Below are 20,536 nucleotides of genomic sequence, written 5' to 3'. Positions count from 1 at the left end.
GCACTGAACAATATGGAACTTCTGTTTAACGCAATCGGTTGCTCCGTTTTGGCAGTATGACTTATAAAATGAATTGTAAGCAGTTGATACAAAGCTTAATAACCCAATCAGCTACTAGGTTGGTCTCCCCGATGTTATATGAGGTCCCATAACAATGATTAAATTTCTACATATCAGTGCAATTATATTACCTATAGCTTTGATCGGCTGCGGGGGAGATAGTTCAAAAAAATCAACCACCACTTCAAAGCCTAAAACCCAGCAAGTTACCGCGACTAAATCTACTCTAAACCAAAAACTGAACAAGGTAGATTTGCAATCAAAAAAACTGAGCTCAGAAGGCGTTAATACGATTATGAACTTGCCTGTCGGAAAGACGAGCCTATCTATCTCTACACCGACCAAATTCAGTCAAGTTAAACAATAGATATTGAAGGATTAGTATTATGAAAAAAACCGTTTTAGCTTCAACCATTTGTATAAGCCTATTCTCTTCATCTATCGTTAACGCCCACTACAATGGTGCTCATGAAGTCGGTGAGAACATGCGTAGTAGCATTGATGAAATGATTACAACTAAGCTTAAAGCGTCATTTTTTGACTCTGCTGCGCTTTATATGGACGCAACAAATGTTAAGCAATTAAAAACCTCCCCAACTGGATTGCTAACATCTTTGACTACGGGTTCGCAGAACACGGAACTTCCGTTGGAAACTAGACAGGAGTTGATCGACGCATCTCAAGAAGTCGGCTTTGTCGTTGACTACTTGAAGAAAAACCCTAAGACACAAGGTGTCGATAAAGAGGTGATGGATTTCTGTATTGCAGAAAACGTAGAAGCGAAGAATTGGCCGGGTATTGATTATGTTGTCGATCAATACGGCACAAAAAATGGTATCACTACGCTCCCCGTCTCTATTATCTATTTCGCATCCAAAGGCGAATGCCAAGATCCAAATGATTGGGCACCCAAGTTAAATCAGAGCACCGCAAAATCAGAATTTGAATCCTCAATTCCCCAAGAGATCATTGCTTACAGCTCAAACGTAGGTAACACTGGCGGTGAACTCGTCTTCATTCTTGAAAACAGTTATAACTTCAGTGACGAGCCCGAAGAGCAATTTGAGTCTTTTACTTTCTATCAAACATCAAGCGATGACACTCCTGGAACAGGTCTGTTTAGACGTACTCAAGTTAATAAAAACTCCTCAGATCCTACGCAAGCGTATTCAAAGTTTATCAACGTGGCATGTCAGGACTGTAATAGTGACAACGAGAAGTTTAAAGTTGAGAGCCGCGCCGAGTCTGGCTACGGTACAGTGTCAGTCGCTTCAAGTGCTGTCGAATCTGGAGGCAAATTAATTCCTGGTTTCGTAAGTGAAGATTCAACCGAAACCGAATACTTTGTTCAAGTAAACTATGAGACAAAGGCCCCTAACAAGGCTACATCTCTATTCGTTGATGCATTCAAATTCGAAGACTCCCTGATCCATGGCCGTTACTATTACGATGGTTTTAAAGGTGTGAAGTTCAGTGCTGAAGAGTTACAAACCGCGAATTTAATTGCTGAATATTCCCTAGCTCATCCCCTAAGCTTAAACGGGCTATCGGTAGTGGAAACCAACGGTGTTCTAACGAATAACTCTTACTCACTACAGGTAAAATCAAATAACTCGGTCATTGTTGCTCCAGTAACCGTGACGGACGCAGAAGATATTCAATTATTAAATGAGATATCTAAGGTTACAGCAGAAGCTATCAATTACGACAATAGCGATGTGACGATTGCTGATTGGAATAAAATATACTAATCAGATCATTAGTTACGATTGTTCGCAAGGCACTGCCTACTTTCCTTGCACTAAGCCACTCAGTCGAGTGGCTTTTTTTGTACGTCTCTTCTCCCCTTCCCAACTACACACTTAAACACTTAAACACTTAAACACTTAAACAATGGTCTTTTGGAGCCAATAAAAATCCGAGAGTCTCACAGCCTTCGGATGTTTTTGGTGTTCTACTTTCAGATGCTAGGCGAATTACAAATCAGCGCCATAGATATCAAATGTGAAGTACTTCGCTGCGATCTTATCATAGGTGCCATTTGCTCTAATCTCTTCAATCGCGGCATTGAATTGTTTCGCCAGTTTTGAATCCTGCTTTCTTAGTGCTAAAGCCGTACCTTCGCCAATGTAGGCTTTGTCGGTTACTGCTTTACCTTTAAATTCAAAGCCCTCACCTTCTTTTTTATCTAAGAAAGCTAATGACAGTTGATCCGAGTTGCCAAAGGTTAGATCTAGACGACCATTTTGCAGATCCAGATAAACTTCATCTTGGCCGGTATAGCGTTTAATGTTTGCCACATCACCAAACTTGTCGGTTACGTAGCGATCGTGAATCGTACCTTGCTGAACACCGATGGTTTTACCCGCTAAGCCGGCCTCATCAATGCTGAACTCGGCGCTCTTAGCAGCAACAAACACGGCTGGAGTTTGGTAGTACTTATCGGTGAACAAGATTTTGCGCTTACGCTCTTCGGTAATACGCATCGAAGCCATGATCACATCTGATTTTCTCGCCAATAGACTTGGAATCAACGAATCCCAGCTTTGCGATACCCACGTGCAATCGAGTTTAGCTTGCTCACACAAGGCGTCAGCTATCTCAATATCAAACCCGACAGGCACACCGTCACTGTTTTTATAGTTGAATGGCGGATACGTAAAGTCCGACGCCAAACGGATTTCTTTCGCCTGTACCGTTGTACCAAGTAAAGCGGCCGCACAAGCGAGTCCTAGTATTATCTTTTTCATCATTGCCATCCTAGATATGATCTTTATCGAGTTGAGATTGAGTTTCTATATATTGATCTTGTTGACGCTGTCGTTTTTGCTGATCTTGTTGAGTCTGTTGTAGCTCGATTTGGTAGCGTGTTAGTGACGTTATCACTTCTAGCATGCTCTCTTGGCTACCAATACTGATTCGAACACAGTTACGCAAAGCAGGTTCGTGGTTTTGATTCCTTGTCACAATGCCATCCTTCGCCAATACACTGAACACTTGATGCCCAGGTTTTTGACGCAGCAAAATAAAGTTCGTCGATGAAGGGTAAACAGACTCGATGAAATCAAACTGCGTTAACTCACAAGCAAACCAGTTACGTAGTTCGACCAGCTTTTGTGTCGCGTCTTGCATCACTGAGACTCGCTCATCAGACAATGCATCTAACACGATTTGAGATGAGCAATCTGGCATTGGATACGGTGGAATTAATTTAGCGACATACTGCATCACATTTTGACTCGCTATGATAAAGCCACATCGAACCGCAGCCAGTCCAAACGCCTTAGACAAGGTGCGAATCACTACCAAATGCGGATAACGCTCAATAAGGCTCACCGCTGACGTTTGTGGTTCAAACTCGATATACGCTTCATCGACTACCACTAGAGATTTTCCAATCGTACCTTCCAGTACCTGAATCAAATCCGATTTGGGAATCACATTGCCCGTTGGGTTATTTGGTGAGCAAAGAAACACGATGTTAGCCAACTTCGCTTTGTTCACGATATCAGCGACATCAAGACTGAAATCTTCCTGCAATGGGGAGTCCAAGGTATTTATCGCCAATGCATCGGCGCAAAACTCATACATAGCATACGTTGGAGAACAGATAAGTATATTGTCACTCGCTGGCTTACAGAATGTTCTAATCAGCAAATCAATCGCTTCATCTGCACCACGGACAGCAACCGTCGCGGCATCAGTGCCACAGTAACCTTGGTAAGCCTTAGCAATATCTTGTGGTAAGAAGTCTGGGTATCGATTGTGACTCGCTTCTCCTTGAAACAACGAGCTTTCCAATTCATTGGCGTTTAGCCAGACACGTCCATCACCACCAATTCTTCTTGCCGATTGATAAGGTATTAATTTTTTTACAGCCTGAGGTACTAAGCTATCAATAAAAGATGTCAAGAAGCTATCCCTTTCACAAAATCACAATGTCTTCATCATTGCCTTCATATTCAATAAATGTGACCTATACACATATTGAATCACAAATGATGATTAAGTATTTACATTTAAACAGAACACTATTGATAAATGAATCGAAATAATCACATAATAGTCATGACAAAAACTCATAGGTAAAGATATGAATCGCACACTTCCTTCAACCAAAACCTTGCTCGCGTTTTTGTCTACGGCAAGGCATCTCAACTTTACGCGAGCGGCACATGAGCTGAATGTTACGCAAGGTGCAGTGAGTCGTCAGGTATTGTCGTTTGAAGAAAGTCTCGGGTGCGATCTTTTCTACCGACATGCTCGCGGGTTGTCATTAACACCTAAGGGAGAAGAACTGGTTCCGCTGATTCAAGATACCATCCAACAACTGCAATCGGCGTTAAATCAAGTTGCCAGTTCTCCATCGAAGATCAAGCTCAACGCACCAAGTTGTATTACCTCTTGGCTGCTACCCAAGTTGATGTCTTTTCAGCAAGCCTATCCTGAAATTGATGTCGAACTCACGTCGACCATCAAGCACGTTTTTGAACCAAGCTTTGACCCGTTTGACGCCGTAATCACCTATGGTAAGAAGCCAAGCCAACAATCGATAGTGAGCCAGTTATTGTTCAACGAGCAACTGGCTCCGGTCTGCCAAGCGCAAAGCATTACGCAAAGCCATCTTGTAAGTAGCGCTTCTACTATCATCAAGCCACACAAGCTCGCTCAATACACTTGGTTACACGCCAACAATGAGCAGAGTGATTGGCGACTTTGGTTAGAGCACATAGGAAGTCATGACCTTTCAAGCAAGAACAACCAACAATTCGCGACGCTCGATCAAGCGATGAACGCCGCCATTCAAGGGTTTGGTATTGCCATAGGCGACATAACGCTGGCCAAGCAAGATATTGATTTGGGTAGATTGGTGAAAGTGAGTGAAGGCAGTGTCTTCTCTGGAAATGGTTACTTCTTACTGCAACCCAAGAATCGACAAAATACATCCTTATCTACGCTGGTTGATTGGCTCGTCGATTAGCGGCAATCATCGTTGGTAGGCCCCTTTATAAGCGGCAGTAGAGCGTCATAATGAGAATTTTACCGTTCTCAAAATGAAACTATTTTCCGGTAGCTACGTATTGGTGTTTAGAGTTTAGAACGGACGTTTCTTTAACTAGTTGAAAAGAAAATTAATTCAACTTTTTACGTCAGAAATTCTATCCCAATGGATAAAATGGCATTCGAATTGCTTTGTCATAGATAACCCAACCAATATACAGCAGGTTGCACCAATAACATTGCAGCTTGTCACGGAGGATAGGCTATGACCTTACAAAGACATACATATTACGGCTTAATTCACCATGGAATTAAAACCCTATTAATGGACAGAATTGGCCACTTCACAGAGCGTGAATATCACGAATACCTTGACCTAACGACCGGCAAATCGACATGTTTTGCCATGAGTGAACAAGAGCTCGAGAATACCTTAGACAGTTTAAAGAGCGAAGGTTACCTTGAAGACATCAAGAAGCTAATACCTCGCTATCAAACCACATCAATGCAATAACGTTCTTAATCTCGATTAGGCGCTTCAATCCTTTATTGGGGTTAAACTTGTCAAAACGGTTAGATGTAATTAATTGGCATCCAATTGTCTCGAGCTATTTAGCATCGAGACAGTTTTGGTTAGACTGTCTGCAACTCAACTAACTGGATAGTCAGTGCCACATGAAGCAAATTCTTGATTTCATTCCTCTCATTATTTTCTTTGCGCTTTACAAGATGTACGACATCTACACCGCTACAGGTGCATTGATTGTTGCTTCCGCAGTACAAATCATTTTGACGTACATCATCTACAAGAAAGTAGAGAAAATGCAGATCATCACATTCTTGATGGTTGCCGTATTTGGTGGCATGACCATCTTTTTGCATGATGACAACTTCATAAAATGGAAAGTGACCATCGTTTATGCGCTATTTGCTATCGGCCTTACAGTCAGTCACCTAATGGGAAAATCAGCGATTAAAGGCATGTTGGGTAAAGAGATCTCTCTTCCTGAAGCAGTATGGGGCAAGATCAACTGGGCTTGGACTCTGTTCTTCACATTGTGTGCGATCCTCAATGTTTACGTTGCTTTCAACCTGCCATTGGATGTGTGGGTCAACTTCAAAGTGTTTGGCTTACTAATCGCTACTTTTGCATTTACCTTGCTAACGGGCGTTTATATCTATAGACATTTACCAAAAGACACGCTTCCGTCAAAAGATCAAGAAACACAAGACGATAAGCAACAAGATCTCTCCGGTAAAAATACCGACGAGAAATAACCCTTGGGGATGAGTCCTCATCCCCTTTTTGATACAATTATTATCAATATGCGATTTAACAGTGGCCAATGATACTCGTGATCATTGGCCACTGATTGTTTGTGTTCGGTGAATACGTTAAAAATACGACCACCGCGAACCCCGCAAACACATCTATTTAAATTTAAAACAATCAATACCATTAAGAGTACAACAATGACTATTCAATCAACTTTGAACCCGATTGGTTCTTTACTTCTTCGCACTTTGGCGATGCCTTCTGATACCAATGCAGCAGGCCAGATTTTCGGTGGTTGGATAATGTCTCAGCTCGACCTTGCTGGCGGGATACTGGCGAAAGAGATCTCTAACGGCAAGATAGTCACCGTGTCAGTATCAAGCATCGAATTCAAACAGCCAGTGTCGGTTGGCGATGTGGTCTGTGTTTATGGCGACTGCACCAAGATTGGCCGTAGCTCGATGAATATCGACCTAGAGGTGTGGGTTAAGCCGGTACTTGATCACGGTATTGGCGATCGTTACAAGGTATGTGGCGCGACATTCAACTACGTTGCCGTGGACGAAAGCGGTAAACCTCGCTCAATCAACAAATAACGTTTTTCATTAAGCCATTAACGCAAATGGTCTTTAGTTTCAGCAAATGAAATTACTAAAGACCATACAACTCTCTCGTACCAATTCACCTCGCACCAATTCACAATTTCTTATCATTAACTCTTCCAATACCGATTAGTTCGCGTAAATTAGCCAGATAACTAATTTAATCGCTCTCATTCAGTGAAGTAACATAAGGATATCTCAACATGTGGTACGTGATTTTTTCTCAAGACGTCGAAAACTCATTAGAAAAACGCCTAAGTGTTCGCCCACAACATCTAGAACGCCTACAAACACTTCACGATGAAGGCCGACTGTTAACAGCAGGTCCAATGCCAGCAATTGACTCCGATAACCCTGGCGAAGCAGGCTTCACTGGTTCTACTGTTATTGCTGAATTCAACTCTTTGGAAGACGCACAAGCATGGGCTGATGCAGACCCGTACATCGCTGCTGGTGTCTACCAGAATGTAATTGTTAAACCATTCAAGAAAGTATTTTAACGTGAAAAAATGGATTATTGGGTCACTGGCTATTGCCCTACTCGCAGGCTGCAGCTCATCAAGTGAACAAGACAAACAAAGACAGTTAGAGATGATGGCTCACCATCGTGCGGGCGTTTTATCTGCCGGCCTACCTATTGAGTATGGTCCACTCTCTATCATGCGTGTGCTAGCAAAAAATACTGTCGTCGAAATCATGATGATCTACAACCAAGATGCAAAAGGTGCTAAGCCTTTAAACCAAGTTGTAGATATGAGTGTGAATAGCTACTGCACCAACTCTGAAGTAAGAGCTAACCTCGACATGGGCTTAGCTTACAACATCAAAATTCGCAATACTCGCGGACAACTGATGGTTGAAAAGCTGATCAGCAAAGAGACTTGCCAGAGCAGCAGCTAGATTCGAGATTCGAGATTCGAGATTCGAGATTCGAGATTCGAGATTCGAGATTCGAACAAGTATAAAACCAGAAGGCCTCGCAAATGCGAGGCCTTTTTGTGGGTCATCGTGGAGTAGAGGGTCAATCAAATCTTAGACTGAATTATGCCTCAGCTGATTCCCACTCTTTACGCAGTGTCTTCGTCGCCGAAACTAAGTTAGTGAGTGCCGCTTCTGTCTCTGCCCAATTACGTGTCTTCAGCCCACAATCAGGGTTTGCCCATAAACGTTCTGCAGGTATTTTTTCTGCCGCTTTCTTAAGTAAATCAACAATCCACTCTTCTGAAGGGATGTTTGGCGAGTGAATATCATAAACGCCAGGTCCAATCGCATTCGGATAGTTAAACTCTTCAAACGCTTTCAGTAGTTCCATGTTCGAACGAGAAGTCTCAATGGTAATCACATCGGCATCTAGCGCGGCCACTGAATCAATGATCTCGTTGAACTCGCTGTAACACATGTGGGTATGAATCTGAGTTTCTGGTTTAGCACTCGCCGCTGAGATCTTAAAGGCATCCACTGCCCATTCTAAGTACTCTGCATGGTCGCGCTTTTTCAAAGGCAAACCTTCGCGAATAGCAGGCTCATCGATTTGAATAATGTTGATTCCTGCGTCTTGCAGATCAGACACCTCATCACGCAGCGCAAATGCCAGCTGGTTAGTGATCTCTTTACGCGAGATATCTTCACGTGGGAATGTCCAACATAAGATAGTCACTGGCCCTGTGAGCATGCCTTTCATCTGCTTTGAAGTTAGAGATTGAGCATAAGTCGACCACTCGACCGTCATTGGTTTTTCACGCTCAATATCCGCAACCACAATCGCCGGTTTCACGCAGCGAGAGCCATAGCTTTGTACCCAACCAAACTTAGTGGTTTGGAAGCCTGCTAGGTTTTCTGCAAAGTACTCCACCATGTCATTGCGTTCCGCCTCGCCATGCACAAGCACATCCAAATCTAAGGCTTCTTGGCGTTTAACCGCATCAGCAATATGACCTTTCAATGCGGTTGTGTATTCCGCTTCATTCAGTTTGCCAGTTCGGTAAGCACTACGCTGAAGACGAATCTCTCCTGTCTGTGGGAACGAACCAATGGTTGTGGTTGGTAACAGCGGTAAGCCGAGAACTTCAGACTGATGCGCTGCACGCTCTGCGTATGGAGCACTGCGTTCTGCCAGTGCTTTGGTAATGGTATTGATACGAGCCTGAACTTGTGGCTTGTTCACATGAATCGCGCTCTTACGGGCAACAATTGGTTGGCTGTAAGTCTCACACGCCAAAATGGCCTTTTGATCGCCGTCTAACGCCGCACCCAACAAGCTCACCTCGGTCACTTTCTGTTTTGCAAAGGCAAACCAACTCTTCACTTCTTCGCTGAGCGTTTCTTCTAACTCCAAATCAACAGGACTATGCAGCAATGAACATGAACTTGCGATCCAAAGCTTATCTCCTAGTTTGTCTTTCACAGGTTGCAGTAACTCAAGCTGCGCGGCTAAGTCAGCTCGCCACACATTGCGTCCATTGATTGCACCCGCAGAAAGTACCCAATCTTCCGGTAGTTTATTAACCACTTCATCGAGTTGCTGCGGTGCTGCTGCTAAGTCGATATGTAAGCCGTTGATAGGCAGATCTACGATTTTATCTAATGTATCTGTGACCGAATCAAAGTAAGTGGTAAGTAGTAGTTTTACATCGCCTTGAATCACTTGATAAGCCAGCTTGAATGAATCTACCCACTGATTATCAAGCTCCAAAGCTAGGATTGGCTCATCAATTTGGACCCACTCTACGCCAAGCTTTGAGAGCTTTGCCAAAATGGCTTGATACGCGGTAAGAAGGCGAGGAAGTAGAGATAAGCGGTCAAACCCATCTTCCACTTCTTTGCCTAGGTATAAGTAAGAGAGTGGCCCAAGGAGTACAGGCTTAACTTTGTGTCCTGCTTTAATCGCTTCATTCACTTCATCAAACAGTTGAGGCCAACTTACTTCAAAAGAGTCATCTTTGCTGAACTCAGGAACAATGTAGTGATAGTTAGTGTTGAACCACTTGGTCATGTCAGAAGCAGCTGAACTGTCTTTAGTGACATCATTCGACGTATGCGAACCACCGCAGCAAGTAGATTGAACTTGAGACTGACCACGACCAACGCGGAACAAGGTATCTAAATCTGGGAAGGCTTTTTCATCTTCTGATCCACCAGCATGGCGCTTGGGAACGTGGCCTAGAAGTAGAGTCGTAGTTAGTACATGGTCATACCATGCGAAGTCACCCGCAGTTGCAAAGCTTAGATTCGCGTCAGCTTGTACATTCCAGTTACGATTTCTTAATTCACTGCCGGTCTGCTTGAGCTCAGATTGATCGATCTCACCGCGCCAGTACTTCTCGAGAGTGAATTTGAGTTCGCGTTTTTCACCGATACGTGGGTAGCCAAGAATATGCGTTGTTGTCGTCATGTGTCTGTTCCTTATTCGATAATTTTAATTTCCGGTCAGACGGTTTAGTCCGTAGTTTTAACTTTCAACCGAGGCGTCTGGATGGCTAAACTATCTCCCTAATCTGAACGATGAACAAGGTCCAAATATTCATCTTGTTTATTAATAATTTTCATCTTTGATAATCTAACTGCTAATTTATTAAATCCATCTGGACATCTGGACGTTTACAAATGAAAGAAAACACCGTAGGGTGATTATTAAGAAATATTGAATTGGCTTAGGGAATATGAGGAATACTCATGATAGAGCTTAAACACCTTCGGACATTGACCACCTTGAGAGACAGCGGCTCGCTAACCGCGACTGCAACTTCTCTTCATCTGACTCAGTCGGCACTTTCTCACCAGTTGAAAGACCTTGAGGCCCGTATTGGCGGTCAGCTCTTTTTGCGTAAAACAAGGCCGGTTAAATTTACCTCGGAAGGCGAAATTTTGTTAAAACTGGCTGATGAGATACAGCCACAAATCGCCAAAGCTGAAAACGAACTCGCAAGCCTAAAAGAGGATGTGAATGGCCGATTGCACATGGCGATCGAGTGTCACTCATGCTTCCAATGGCTAATGCCCGCTTTGAAGGAATACCAAGTTGCTTGGCCAAGCGTGACCTTAGATTTCTCGTCAGGGTTTGGGTTCGAGCCTCTACCGGCATTGATGGCTGGAGAACTCGATTTGGTGATCACCTCTGATATACAGCCCCGTTCTGAAGTTCACTACGAACCTCTCTTTGATTTTGAGATGCGTTTGATCACTGCAATCAACTCACCTTTGGCAGAAAAACAGAGCATAGAACCGCAAGATCTTAGTGATATTACGATGCTCTCTTATCCGGTTCAAAAGCAGCGTCTCGATGTAGTGAAACACTTTTTGCAACCTGCAGGCGTTGAACCAAAGAAATGGAAACAGGCAGACAACACATTGATGTTAGTGCAAATGGTATCGGCAGGTTTAGGTGTTGCGGCCTTACCTAATTGGGCAATCAGTGAGTTTTCAAGACAAGGGTTAATCGCCAGTAAACCATTGGGCAAAGGACTTTCAAGAAGGTTGTTCGCAGCGGTAAGAAACTCAGAAAAAGACAAACGTTACCTACAAGCTTTCTTTAGCACGGCAAGACAGCAAAGTAAGAGTCACCTAGATGGCATTGAGGTCGTTTAAGAGACTCGTTGTTGGGTTAGTTTATGCCTGCGTTGAACCTGATAGATATGCGCCAGAAACAAAAAAGTCACAGATTATCTGTGACTTTTTATTACCAATACCGACAACAGGCAATGAGTATTAATTCGTGATAGAAGAAACTCTCATTGTGAGCTTATCTTGGATAAGACTTAAACTGGTTAGTTAATGGATCGTATTGATAGCCCAACATATCAAGCTTACCTACAACACTTTCTATATCCATTTCATACATACTGATCAGCTCTTCAAAGCTATCGCATTCTAAGCGAAGTTTTTCATTCACGATTCCCAGCAAAATAATGCTATCGAAACCTTTGACGTTGCTTAAATCCATCCCGTACTCCTAACGAACACACCGACTAGATTTAAGTTTAGAACGCTTACCAACACCACGCTAAAAAACAGATCACACTTTTTCGATTCAACACCGAAAGGCTTGTGAGATCAGTAACCGCCTACATCGCCCAAACTGGCGTTAAACCAACAGCCGCCGCCAATAACATCAACAATGAAATAGTCAGCTGAAGCTTTTCAGGGGTTTTAACGAACAATAAATGCCAACACCACACCACGATAGCAGAGATTAGCAAAGCAAAGCTAAACAGCAGAGTTGAAATCATTGGCTCTAATTGAGCTTCAGACAGAGAGTAAACATTGATGACCGTCGCCAAAACCACCAACATCCCCGTCAGCACACCAACAACGGGCAGAACACGGTGAAAAGCCTGTAAGCGTGTTCTTGCAATCGTCAGCAGTAAATGACCAAACGCTGCCCCCAATAAAGCCACGAGTAATAAAGTGCTAATAATACCGACTGTGGTTGCTTGCTCCGTCGCTTGTATAGCAACGTATGACAGTGCTAAACCACAAGCTAAATACATCACCCAAATAGGGCCAGAATCTCGAGTCTTCTTGGTTTGAACTTGAGAATAGAAATAAAAGATCGCGAACACGACAAGAAATGCTTCAATTCTTAATGAGGCAACGGCAAGCCAAAGCACGCCAATTGCAGGCAACATCTTGTGAATGCGGCCACGTTGTCCCGGGCAAATATCCCCTTTCACTAAGATGAGGGTTAAGATCAGTTGGGCTCCTAATAGCATCGGAGCAAATTGTACTAATAACGTTTCGACCATTGTGGATCTACTTCTTCAAACTTATTTTCGCGAATAATATCAAAAACTGGTGCGAACACTAATCAAAATCATAAATTAGAGACGAGATTCAAGGCTTCAACTATGCTGATGTATGGCTCTTCTGTCGCCATTTACCGTAAAAATACGAAAGACATCAAAACTAACAGGGGCATGTTCTACTGGCTAGTCTAGGCTCATGCCGCTATAATTCCCGCCTCAAAAATCAGAGGTTGAAATATGTACAGCGATATCACTCCTATTCACGAACACAAAAAATACTGGGCCGAGTGCTACGGAACTGCACCTTTTTTGCCTACCAGTAGAAAGGAGATGGATGCTCTTGGATGGGATAGCTGTGACATTATTATTGTAACTGGTGACGCTTATGTCGATCACCCGAGCTTTGGCATGGCTATCATTGGTCGCCTTCTTGAAGCTCAAGGATTCCGCGTGGGCATCATTGCGCAACCAAAGTGGGACAATAAAGACGCCTTCATGAAGCTAGGTAAACCTAACCTATTCTTCGGCATTACAGCGGGTAACATGGACTCCATGATCAACCGCTACACCTCTGATCGCAAATTACGTCACGATGATGCTTATACGCCAAACAACGAAGGTGGCAAGCGTCCTGACCGTGCAACTCTAGTTTATTCCCAACGTTGTCGCGAAGCCTACAAAGGCACGCCAATCGTTCTTGGTGGTATCGAAGCAAGTTTGCGCCGTGTTGCTCACTACGACTACTGGTCAGATAAAGTTCGTCGCTCTGTATTGTTTGACGCAAAAGCAGATATTCTTCTTTTTGGTAACGCTGAGCGTGCACTGGTTGAAGTGGCACACCGCATTGCCGATGGCGAAGACATGTCTACGCTGACCAATATCCGCGGTACTGCTATCAATCTTCCTGCTGCCCCAGAAGGCTTCAAGATCATTGACTCTTCTCGTATCGAAAAGCCGAACAAAGCGTACGTTCCGGTTAACCCTTACGAAGTTGAAACCCAGTGTGATACTAAGAAAGACGAAAAAGAAGAAGTAAAAGCGCAACCTATTACTATTCGTCCTTCTCGTCACGACGCAAAAACAACCGCGGTTCGTATCCCAGGTTACGAAAAGCTAAACAATGACCGTATTCTTTACGCTCACGCTAGCCGTATTCTGCACCTTGAGACAAACCCGTACTCAGGTCGTGCTCTGATTCAACGTCACGGTGATCGCGAACTTTGGGTTAACCAAGCGCCGATTCCATTGACCACAGAAGAGATGGACTACGTGTTTGGCCTTGCTTATAAACGTGTTCCGCACCCTATGTACGGCAAAGCGAAAATCCCTGCATACGACATGATCAAAACCTCGGTTAACATCATGCGTGGTTGTTTTGGTGGCTGTTCTTTCTGTTCAATCACAGAGCACGAAGGTCGTATCATTCAGAACCGTTCGAAAGAATCTATCTTGGATGAAATCGAAGACATTAAAGATAAAGTGCCGGGCTTCACAGGTACTATTTCTGATTTGGGCGGCCCAACGGCGAACATGTACCGTTTAGGTTGTTCAGATCCTAAAGCAGAAATTAACTGTCGTCGTCCATCATGCGTGTTCCCGAAAATCTGTGAAAAGCTAAACACAGACCATCAACACACCATCGACCTGTACCGCTCTGCGAGAAAAGTACCGGGCGTTAAGAAGATCATGATCGCTTCTGGTGTACGTTACGACTTAGCGATTGAATCTCCAGAATACGTTCGTGAGCTTGTGACTCACCACGTTGGTGGTTACTTGAAGATTGCTCCAGAGCATACTGAAAAAGGCCCACTGGATCTGATGATGAAGCCGGGTATGGGCACTTACGATCGTTTCAAAGAGATGTTCGAGAAATACAGCGCTGAAGCCGGTAAGAAACAGTACCTAATTCCTTACTTCATCTCTGCTCACCCGGGCACAGAAGATGAAGACATGCTTAACCTTGCAATGTGGCTGAAAAAGCACAACTACGAGTGTGACCAAGTACAGAACTTCTATCCATCGCCAATGTGTAATGCAACGTCGATGTACTACTCAGAGACCAACCCTCTGAAACGCGTGAAATATAAGAAGCGTGAAGATGTTCCTGTACCGAAAGGTGATCGTCAACGTCGTCTGCATAAAGCGCTGCTTCGTTACCACGATCCTGAAAACTGGAAGATCATCCGTGAAGCGCTGATCAGCATGGGTAAAAAGCACCTAATTGGTGACAAAGCAAACTGTCTAGTACCAGAAGAAGATTTTGAAGCTCAGACACCGGCGCAGCGTCGTAAGTCTGGTCGTCACGGCTCACAGCGCTTTGCGACTAAGCACAGTAAGTCTCAACCAGGTCTTGGTGGCGAAAGCCCACGTAACCATTCTAAGCCAGGTGGCAATAAGCCAAAACCGGGCGGTAAGAAGCCAACGGGTAGCCAAGGTAATGGCAATCAGGGCAACGGAAAGCAGAACGGCAATGGTAACGCGCATAAACCAGCGACGGGCTTCATCAAAAAAGCCCCTGCTAGTCAGCAATCTCAAGGCAATGGCGGCGGGAATGGCAAGCCAAACCGTAACAAAGCGGGTAATGGTCAAGGTGGTAAACCTGCGAGTAACGGAAAGAATCGCCAGCGCGCAACACAGCGTTAATATAGCGACCCCATTTACTTGGTTATCATAAAAATACAAAGCGCAGCTATTTAGCTGCGCTTTTTTGTGTCTGTTACTAATGAACTACCCAAAAGTTTCACTTGGTTATGTGATTAAAAGGGATTCTAACGGGTAAAGACCCAATACTGACTAAACAAATAGTTAGTGACCATGCCCACCAAGATACCAACCGCCATGGCAATAAATACTGCCCCAGTAAACGCAGACAGCAATTCCGTCATCAGCTTAAAGCACAGCAAATTAGGTACCGCTGATATTGATGCGGTAAACATAAACTTTTGCCACTGAATCAGCTTCTCAAACCAATGACCTCGCCCTTTATATTCAAAAGTCAGTATACGATTACCCAACCATGTCGTCGTTGCAGCAGCAATAAAGGAGCTAATTCGCGCCATCATTAAAGGCAGCCCAACAACATAATGCAGCAATGCAAAAACCAAACAATCAACAACAAACCCACCAACACCAACCACAGCAAATCGAACCATCTTGTGGTGGGACTGTAGTCTTTGGCTATGTGATTGAAGCTTGTCATTGAACATTCGTAGCCTTGAGTTAACGCTGAACATCATTTTCACTTTCAATATGATTCAACGAAAAATTTGGTGTGTTGCTCTGGTGATGGCAGCTGAACAGAGCACGCTTAATCTTGACCGTCGGTTCCAAAATACACGTTAATGCGTTCTCTTTGATCTTAATTTCCACTTCCGCTTTATGGCCGATCAAATAGAATTTATCGATGCCATTTAGTTGCTCGATATCAAGAAGCTTTTTCGCTTGCCCATGACTGTAAAATTGCCCTGAGAATGGTCTTTTACCCACATAAAAACTTGGCGCAGAATCCGTAATCTGTTCAAAAATAATACGGTCACTTTTCTCGTTCGCCTTCCCTAAGTTCAGGTAAACCATCGCAATCATTAACAGCACAGGTAGCACCAAAGCCACACTCGAAAACCACTTCTTATCTTTTTCCACCACAAGTATAGCAACCAGCATCCCAAGGGCTGGAATCCCCGGCAGTACGTACGCAGGGAGAATATTGCCCGCCATAGTGAAAAGAATCAGTGGCGAAATCAACCAACAGACAAGGAATGAAAACAACCCACTATTCTCAGCGTTAATTTCCGCAATTTTCTTGCGACGAGCGAAAGTTAAAATAGGTAATACAATCGACCACGGCGCAGCGGCCTGAATCCAAAACACCCAGATCATGCCTCTGGTTTCATCATGAGCAGAACCGTATAAATCGCCCTCCCAACCACTCACAACAAAACGCTTAAAGTGTTCGCCAACAATAAAATAATCAATAAAGCCCGGAGTAGCCATTTCAGCCATAATGTACCAAGGCAAGGCAATCGCCAGCATGACACCTAAACCAGACAACAGTGGAAAGCGTTGCCACAACACTTTAAAAGCCCCAAAGATACCATGTTGTAATAGCAACCAAGGGAATACTGCGATACCCATGATCACAATCGCAACAGGACCTTTTGCAAGCAAGCCCAACGCCAAGCCTACAAATCCAACGTAACCCCAGGTTTTGTTGGTTCTCTCACTTCCTTCGCCTTTACAGTCTTCTCCACCGAGCCAACATAAGTAAAAGCCCAGCATCGCGATGGTCATGGCTAACGTTAACGCCATGTCGGTCATCACAGCACCCGCGGCGATAGAGAAAATCCCACATGTTGCCAATACAACAGCCGCCACTAAGGCACTTTGTCCCGTACGCTTCGCCAGATACGCGACCAATAGAATCGTCGCGAAACCTGCTAACCAATGCGGAGCACGCACAGCAAACTCACTCAAGCCGAACAACTCAATACCAGCAGCACTCATCCATGTGAACAACGGTGGCTTACCCCAAAAAGGAATACCGTAATCAAACTGAGGGGTTAACCAATTGCCAGTTTCTACCATCAAGCGAGCCATTTCTCCATAGCGCGCTTCAGTGGTGTCCATTAACGGATAAGTCGCCAAAGATAAAAGCCTTAAAACTAGTGCAAAAGCCAACAAATACCATAGATGCGTTCTGTTCAAACTCATGCTGATTCCTCTAATTTAAAATGTGTTTTCAATGCGGGAGTATCAACGACCGATTGGATCAGATAAAGAGGGCGATTCTTGGTTTCGATGAAAATACGACCTATGTACTCCCCCATTAAACCAATACTCAACAGTTGGATTCCGCCAAGTGCAAGTTGCACGACCATCATTGACGGATAACCCGTAATTGGCTCGCCAAACATCATGGTTTTGAATACGATGAAGACGCCATATACAAAAGCAGTAAGCGCCACTAAACCACCAACGGCCGTCGCAATACGCAGAGGTCGGATAGAGAACGAGGTAATCCCATCCATCGCCAAACCGATTAACTTGAGGTAGTTCCACTTGGTCTCGCCACAGAAGCGAGCATCACGCTTAAATTGGAGTGTCGCTTGTCGGAAACCCGGCCATGAAAAAATGCCTTTCATGTAGCGGTTACGTTCTGGAAGCTGATTGATATGGTCGACAACCTCGCGGCTTAACAGTCGAAAATCACCCACATTCTCAGGAACATCAATCTTCGCAGCCACGTTCATGACTTTGTAAAAGCTCGCTGCTGAAAACTTCTTAAACCATGTTTCACCATCACGCTGGCTGCGCTGCATATTGACGACGTCATAACCTTCGCGCCACTTGGCAATCATTTGCGGGATAAGCTCAGGTGGATCTTGTAAGTCAGCGTCTAGCAAAATCACCGCTTGTCCACGACAGTGCTCAAGGCCTGCGCTCATCGCTGATTCTTTGCCAAAATTACGGCTTAAACCGATAACAGAAATTGAGCTATTGATTGAAGTGAATGAACTCACCAACTCCAAGCTGCTGTCTTTGCTACCGTCGTCGACATAAACGATTTCACTCTTGATGGGCAAGCTATCAAGCACCTTGGTAAGGCGAGAGTGGAACTCTTCCAATACCTCTTGTTCATCGTAAAAAGGCACAATGATAGACAGAGAAACCGCAGGGTTGATTTGCGATGTAGATATCTTAGGGCGGCTTATATGAAGTTCAGACATAATACGTTCTTCTATTTTTTAATCTGAACCCAATCTACCCTCCCATAAGTGAAAGTTATGTTATTGACATATTTTTCACGCTCACTCAGGATAATGTTACCGTCTATTTCTGTATGAGAATCAAAATGAAACGAGTTCTATTAGTCGAAGATAACCGTGAAATCGCAGGTGTCTTGTTTGATTATTTTGAGTGTATTGGTATGGAACTCGATTATGCGGACAACGGCGAACTCGGCCTGCAACTCGCGTTGGAAAACTCATTTGATATCATCATATTGGATCTGATGTTGCCAAGAATGGACGGCCTCACGGTTTGTAATAAATTGCGAAACCAAGGCAACGCGACACCTATTTTGATGCTGACCGCGCTAGATAGCCGCGATGATATGTTGAAAGGGTTTGAGCATGGTGCCGATGACTATCTAACCAAGCCTTTTGATTTGGATATTTTAGAAGCAAGAATGAACGCACTAGTTCGTCGTTACCGCGGAAAAGTAGCCTCTTCAAAACTTCAGTTCGGTGAACTCACCATCGACCAAAAAACCCGTAAAGCTTACCGCCAAGATAAGCTTCTTGCGCTAAACCCAACCACTTACACCATACTTGAGATGCTCTGCCAAAACGCACCGGAAGTGGTGACTCGTGAAGGTATCTCCTACAAATTATGGGAAGAAGATGAACCCAATAATGATGTGCTGCGCAGTCACATCTATCAATTACGAAATCAACTCGACAAGCCTTTTGACAGTCAAATGTTGATTACGGTTCCTAAAATAGGATTCCGCTTGGAGTCATCGAATTGATTTCCAACTTTCTGACTAGCACTAAAACCCTCACCGGCCGCTTAGCTGTTTTCTTTGGGCTAATGGCCGTGATTGTGTCTGCGTTCGTCTATGTCGTTTTTATTGTCGCGCTCTACATGTCTGAAGACCGGGTCGGTGAAAGACGCATCTTGATTGACCGCAATTACGCCGTCGAGCTATTTCAAGCCGGAGAAAGTGGTGAGTTAAGAATTGATGACCTGACCGTCGCCTATAACGACCCGTCATTCGTACCTCCCGAATATTATAAGCTCATTGCAAATAAAGAGAGCTTTCTCGGAGAGATCGGCGAAGAGCCAGAGTCAAGAATGGTCTATGTTGGCGAGTATTCTGACAAAGGAAAAACCCACCCAATAATCCTACTTTCCGAAATAGACCGTGTTGAATTTGCTATTTCTGAACTTGTGTACGCGACCGCCTTTGTGCTCACGTTACTTTCTATCTTAATTTTTAGTTTTGGTGCTCTGCTCTATCGACTCTCAAAACGACTGATTGAACCATTCAACTCTCTGTCTGAGCAACTTGAGTCGAATAAACTCAATCTCAACGAAGAGTTCGGTGTGAGCGATGATGCGGCAGTTGAATTTCGTCAGCTAACCGAACAACTGAATCAGTATCGTCGAGAAATCAATTCCTTGGTCAAGCGTGAACAAGCCTTTGCTCGATACTCAAGCCATGAGTTAAGAACACCACTAACCGTTGCTCGTGGTGCGAATAAATTGCTATTAAGAAGCGAAACCACCGAGTTTCAATCTCGGCAGGTTGAACGCATTGATGAAGCCATTGTTCAGATGTCTGAGATGGTCGATGCTTTGCTTGGCCTAGTTCGTTACGAAAGAAACAGTGACGATGCACCGCTGCGCTTGTTCAGTCAGCAAGAGTTGGAAGCTATCGTTTCCAAGAATTCATTACAAGCAGATGAGAAGCAAGTCGAGATATCCCTTCACATTCAATCTGAGCCTATAATTCAAGCCACAAGCGCGATAATGAACATGTTGGTCGGAAACTTGTTGAGAAATGCGATTGCTGCGACCAATAGTGGCACCGTAACTATCACTCTTTCCCAAGACACTCTTGTGATTGAAGACCAAGGTGAAGGCCTTCAGGAACAGTACAATCCGAATGGTCATGGATTAGGTTTATTGATTGTCGACGACTTGTGCCAACGCTTCCATTGGGACTTTGAGTTGGTCAATCGCGACTCCGGAGGGTGCACTGCAAGAATCGCCTTTCAGACAGGTTCCTCCTTATCCACATTAAAGCAAGCAAACTCGTAATACGAGGCTCAATACCCGATGAAAACTTGATTTAG

The 20,536-nt window shown here is 44.1% G+C and carries 20 protein-coding genes; 12 read left to right on the top strand and 8 right to left on the bottom strand.

The window, feature by feature from the left end; all coding sequences use genetic code 11:
• Positions 1–154: 154 nt before the first annotated feature.
• Both AB4180_RS10300 and AB4180_RS10295 read left to right on the top strand, forming a co-directional pair.
• Positions 155–427, top strand: coding sequence for a hypothetical protein (locus AB4180_RS10300; RefSeq protein WP_009846433.1), 273 nt, complete (start codon positions 155–157; stop codon positions 425–427).
• A gap of 19 nt (positions 428–446) precedes the next feature.
• A complete protein-coding gene (locus AB4180_RS10295; protein WP_009846432.1) occupies positions 447–1,811 on the top strand; it encodes a hypothetical protein in 1,365 nt (454 codons plus the stop codon).
• A gap of 225 nt (positions 1,812–2,036) precedes the next feature.
• Here AB4180_RS10295 and AB4180_RS10290 read toward each other — a convergent pair whose 3' ends face one another.
• Positions 2,037–2,810: an ABC transporter substrate-binding protein gene (locus AB4180_RS10290; protein WP_017061505.1), complete on the bottom strand. Its 774-nt coding sequence runs from the start codon at positions 2,808–2,810 to the stop codon at positions 2,037–2,039.
• 10 nt (positions 2,811–2,820) lie between these two features.
• Positions 2,821–3,972, bottom strand: a complete 1,152-nt coding sequence (gene hisC, locus AB4180_RS10285; RefSeq protein ID WP_102250057.1) for a histidinol-phosphate transaminase — start codon at positions 3,970–3,972, stop codon at positions 2,821–2,823.
• 181 nt (positions 3,973–4,153) lie between these two features.
• Here hisC and AB4180_RS10280 point away from each other — a divergent pair, with 181 nt between their 5' ends.
• The 6 genes from AB4180_RS10280 to AB4180_RS10255 all read left to right on the top strand — a co-directional run bounded on the left by AB4180_RS10280 (position 4,154) and on the right by AB4180_RS10255 (position 7,839).
• Positions 4,154–5,041 (top strand): LysR substrate-binding domain-containing protein, encoded by an 888-nt coding sequence (locus AB4180_RS10280; protein ID WP_009846429.1) that lies wholly within the window; start codon positions 4,154–4,156, stop codon positions 5,039–5,041.
• A 285-nt stretch (positions 5,042–5,326) separates the two neighbouring features.
• Entirely contained in the window at positions 5,327–5,575 is a 249-nt protein-coding gene (locus AB4180_RS10275) for a hypothetical protein (RefSeq protein ID WP_012603658.1), read from the top strand.
• A gap of 161 nt (positions 5,576–5,736) precedes the next feature.
• Complete coding sequence (locus AB4180_RS10270; protein ID WP_017101043.1) at positions 5,737–6,339, top strand: septation protein A; 603 nt, start codon at positions 5,737–5,739, stop codon at positions 6,337–6,339.
• A 195-nt stretch (positions 6,340–6,534) separates the two neighbouring features.
• Positions 6,535–6,933, top strand: a complete 399-nt coding sequence (yciA, locus tag AB4180_RS10265) for an acyl-CoA thioester hydrolase YciA (RefSeq protein ID WP_009846426.1) — start codon at positions 6,535–6,537, stop codon at positions 6,931–6,933.
• Between the two features lie 209 nt (positions 6,934–7,142).
• A complete protein-coding gene (locus AB4180_RS10260; RefSeq protein WP_012603655.1) occupies positions 7,143–7,439 on the top strand; it encodes a YciI family protein in 297 nt (98 codons plus the stop codon).
• Between the two features lies 1 nt (position 7,440).
• Entirely contained in the window at positions 7,441–7,839 is a 399-nt protein-coding gene (locus tag AB4180_RS10255) for a GspS/AspS pilotin family protein (protein WP_029223165.1), read from the top strand.
• Between the two features lie 142 nt (positions 7,840–7,981).
• On the opposite strand, the gene metE is transcribed toward AB4180_RS10255, so the two are convergent.
• Positions 7,982–10,330 (bottom strand): 5-methyltetrahydropteroyltriglutamate--homocysteine S-methyltransferase, encoded by a 2,349-nt coding sequence (gene metE / locus AB4180_RS10250; RefSeq protein ID WP_102250058.1) that lies wholly within the window; start codon positions 10,328–10,330, stop codon positions 7,982–7,984.
• Positions 10,331–10,611: 281 nt separating this feature from the next.
• On the opposite strand from metE, the gene AB4180_RS10245 reads away from it, so the two are divergent.
• Positions 10,612–11,523, top strand: a complete 912-nt coding sequence (locus AB4180_RS10245; protein ID WP_102250059.1) for a LysR substrate-binding domain-containing protein — start codon at positions 10,612–10,614, stop codon at positions 11,521–11,523.
• Between the two features lie 154 nt (positions 11,524–11,677).
• Here AB4180_RS10245 and AB4180_RS10240 read toward each other — a convergent pair whose 3' ends face one another.
• Positions 11,678–11,878: a DUF4250 domain-containing protein gene (locus AB4180_RS10240; protein ID WP_004736508.1), complete on the bottom strand. Its 201-nt coding sequence runs from the start codon at positions 11,876–11,878 to the stop codon at positions 11,678–11,680.
• 121 nt (positions 11,879–11,999) lie between these two features.
• A complete protein-coding gene (locus AB4180_RS10235) occupies positions 12,000–12,680 on the bottom strand; it encodes a hypothetical protein (protein ID WP_102250060.1) in 681 nt (226 codons plus the stop codon).
• A gap of 237 nt (positions 12,681–12,917) precedes the next feature.
• Between AB4180_RS10235 and AB4180_RS10230 the strand changes: the two genes are divergently transcribed.
• Complete coding sequence (locus tag AB4180_RS10230; RefSeq protein ID WP_102250061.1) at positions 12,918–15,323, top strand: YgiQ family radical SAM protein; 2,406 nt, start codon at positions 12,918–12,920, stop codon at positions 15,321–15,323.
• Between the two features lie 125 nt (positions 15,324–15,448).
• Here AB4180_RS10230 and AB4180_RS10225 read toward each other — a convergent pair whose 3' ends face one another.
• Genes AB4180_RS10225 through AB4180_RS10215 form a run of 3 tightly spaced genes read right to left on the bottom strand, consistent with a single transcriptional unit; the run spans position 15,449 to position 18,403 of the window.
• Positions 15,449–15,913, bottom strand: a complete 465-nt coding sequence (locus tag AB4180_RS10225; protein WP_102250062.1) for a GtrA family protein — start codon at positions 15,911–15,913, stop codon at positions 15,449–15,451.
• On the bottom strand, positions 15,900–17,387 hold the full coding sequence (locus AB4180_RS10220) for a glycosyltransferase family 39 protein (RefSeq protein ID WP_017098517.1): 1,488 nt from the start codon (positions 17,385–17,387) through the stop codon (positions 15,900–15,902). The genes AB4180_RS10225 and AB4180_RS10220 overlap by 14 nt, the downstream gene beginning before the upstream one ends.
• Positions 17,384–18,403: a glycosyltransferase family 2 protein gene (locus AB4180_RS10215; protein ID WP_017098516.1), complete on the bottom strand. Its 1,020-nt coding sequence runs from the start codon at positions 18,401–18,403 to the stop codon at positions 17,384–17,386. Before AB4180_RS10215 ends, AB4180_RS10220 begins: the two co-directional genes overlap by 4 nt.
• A gap of 125 nt (positions 18,404–18,528) precedes the next feature.
• On the opposite strand from AB4180_RS10215, the gene AB4180_RS10210 reads away from it, so the two are divergent.
• Both AB4180_RS10210 and AB4180_RS10205 read left to right on the top strand, forming a co-directional pair.
• Positions 18,529–19,206, top strand: coding sequence for a response regulator transcription factor (locus tag AB4180_RS10210; protein ID WP_102250063.1), 678 nt, complete (start codon positions 18,529–18,531; stop codon positions 19,204–19,206).
• Positions 19,203–20,501 (top strand): HAMP domain-containing sensor histidine kinase, encoded by a 1,299-nt coding sequence (locus AB4180_RS10205; RefSeq protein WP_102250064.1) that lies wholly within the window; start codon positions 19,203–19,205, stop codon positions 20,499–20,501. The genes AB4180_RS10210 and AB4180_RS10205 overlap by 4 nt, the downstream gene beginning before the upstream one ends.
• The last annotated feature ends 35 nt before the right edge of the window (positions 20,502–20,536 follow it).

This window comes from Vibrio sp. 10N.286.49.C3 (assembly GCF_041469545.1).
Taxonomy (GTDB): domain Bacteria; phylum Pseudomonadota; class Gammaproteobacteria; order Enterobacterales; family Vibrionaceae; genus Vibrio; species Vibrio tasmaniensis_A.
The sequence above is the reverse complement of the archived record's forward strand: the minus strand, read 5'-3'. Positions and strand labels throughout refer to the sequence as shown.

Excerpts from the sequence above, each read along its gene's own strand:
- AB4180_RS10300 (WP_009846433.1), top strand. The coding sequence starts at position 155 with ATGATTAAATTTCTACATATCAGTGCAATTATATTACCTATAGCTTTG.
- AB4180_RS10295 (WP_009846432.1), top strand. The coding sequence starts at position 447 with ATGAAAAAAACCGTTTTAGCTTCAACCATTTGTATAAGCCTATTCTCT.
- AB4180_RS10290 (WP_017061505.1), bottom strand. The coding sequence starts at position 2,810 with ATGAAAAAGATAATACTAGGACTCGCTTGTGCGGCCGCTTTACTTGGT.
- AB4180_RS10280 (WP_009846429.1), top strand. The coding sequence starts at position 4,154 with ATGAATCGCACACTTCCTTCAACCAAAACCTTGCTCGCGTTTTTGTCT.
- AB4180_RS10275 (WP_012603658.1), top strand. The coding sequence starts at position 5,327 with ATGACCTTACAAAGACATACATATTACGGCTTAATTCACCATGGAATT.
- AB4180_RS10270 (WP_017101043.1), top strand. The coding sequence starts at position 5,737 with ATGAAGCAAATTCTTGATTTCATTCCTCTCATTATTTTCTTTGCGCTT.
- yciA (WP_009846426.1), top strand. The coding sequence starts at position 6,535 with ATGACTATTCAATCAACTTTGAACCCGATTGGTTCTTTACTTCTTCGC.
- AB4180_RS10260 (WP_012603655.1), top strand. The coding sequence starts at position 7,143 with ATGTGGTACGTGATTTTTTCTCAAGACGTCGAAAACTCATTAGAAAAA.
- metE (WP_102250058.1), bottom strand. The coding sequence starts at position 10,330 with ATGACGACAACAACGCATATTCTTGGCTACCCACGTATCGGTGAAAAA.
- AB4180_RS10245 (WP_102250059.1), top strand. The coding sequence starts at position 10,612 with ATGATAGAGCTTAAACACCTTCGGACATTGACCACCTTGAGAGACAGC.
- AB4180_RS10240 (WP_004736508.1), bottom strand. The coding sequence starts at position 11,878 with ATGGATTTAAGCAACGTCAAAGGTTTCGATAGCATTATTTTGCTGGGA.
- AB4180_RS10235 (WP_102250060.1), bottom strand. The coding sequence starts at position 12,680 with ATGGTCGAAACGTTATTAGTACAATTTGCTCCGATGCTATTAGGAGCC.
- AB4180_RS10230 (WP_102250061.1), top strand. The coding sequence starts at position 12,918 with ATGTACAGCGATATCACTCCTATTCACGAACACAAAAAATACTGGGCC.
- AB4180_RS10225 (WP_102250062.1), bottom strand. The coding sequence starts at position 15,913 with ATGTTCAGCGTTAACTCAAGGCTACGAATGTTCAATGACAAGCTTCAA.
- AB4180_RS10220 (WP_017098517.1), bottom strand. The coding sequence starts at position 17,387 with ATGAGTTTGAACAGAACGCATCTATGGTATTTGTTGGCTTTTGCACTA.
- AB4180_RS10215 (WP_017098516.1), bottom strand. The coding sequence starts at position 18,403 with ATGTCTGAACTTCATATAAGCCGCCCTAAGATATCTACATCGCAAATC.
- AB4180_RS10210 (WP_102250063.1), top strand. The coding sequence starts at position 18,529 with ATGAAACGAGTTCTATTAGTCGAAGATAACCGTGAAATCGCAGGTGTC.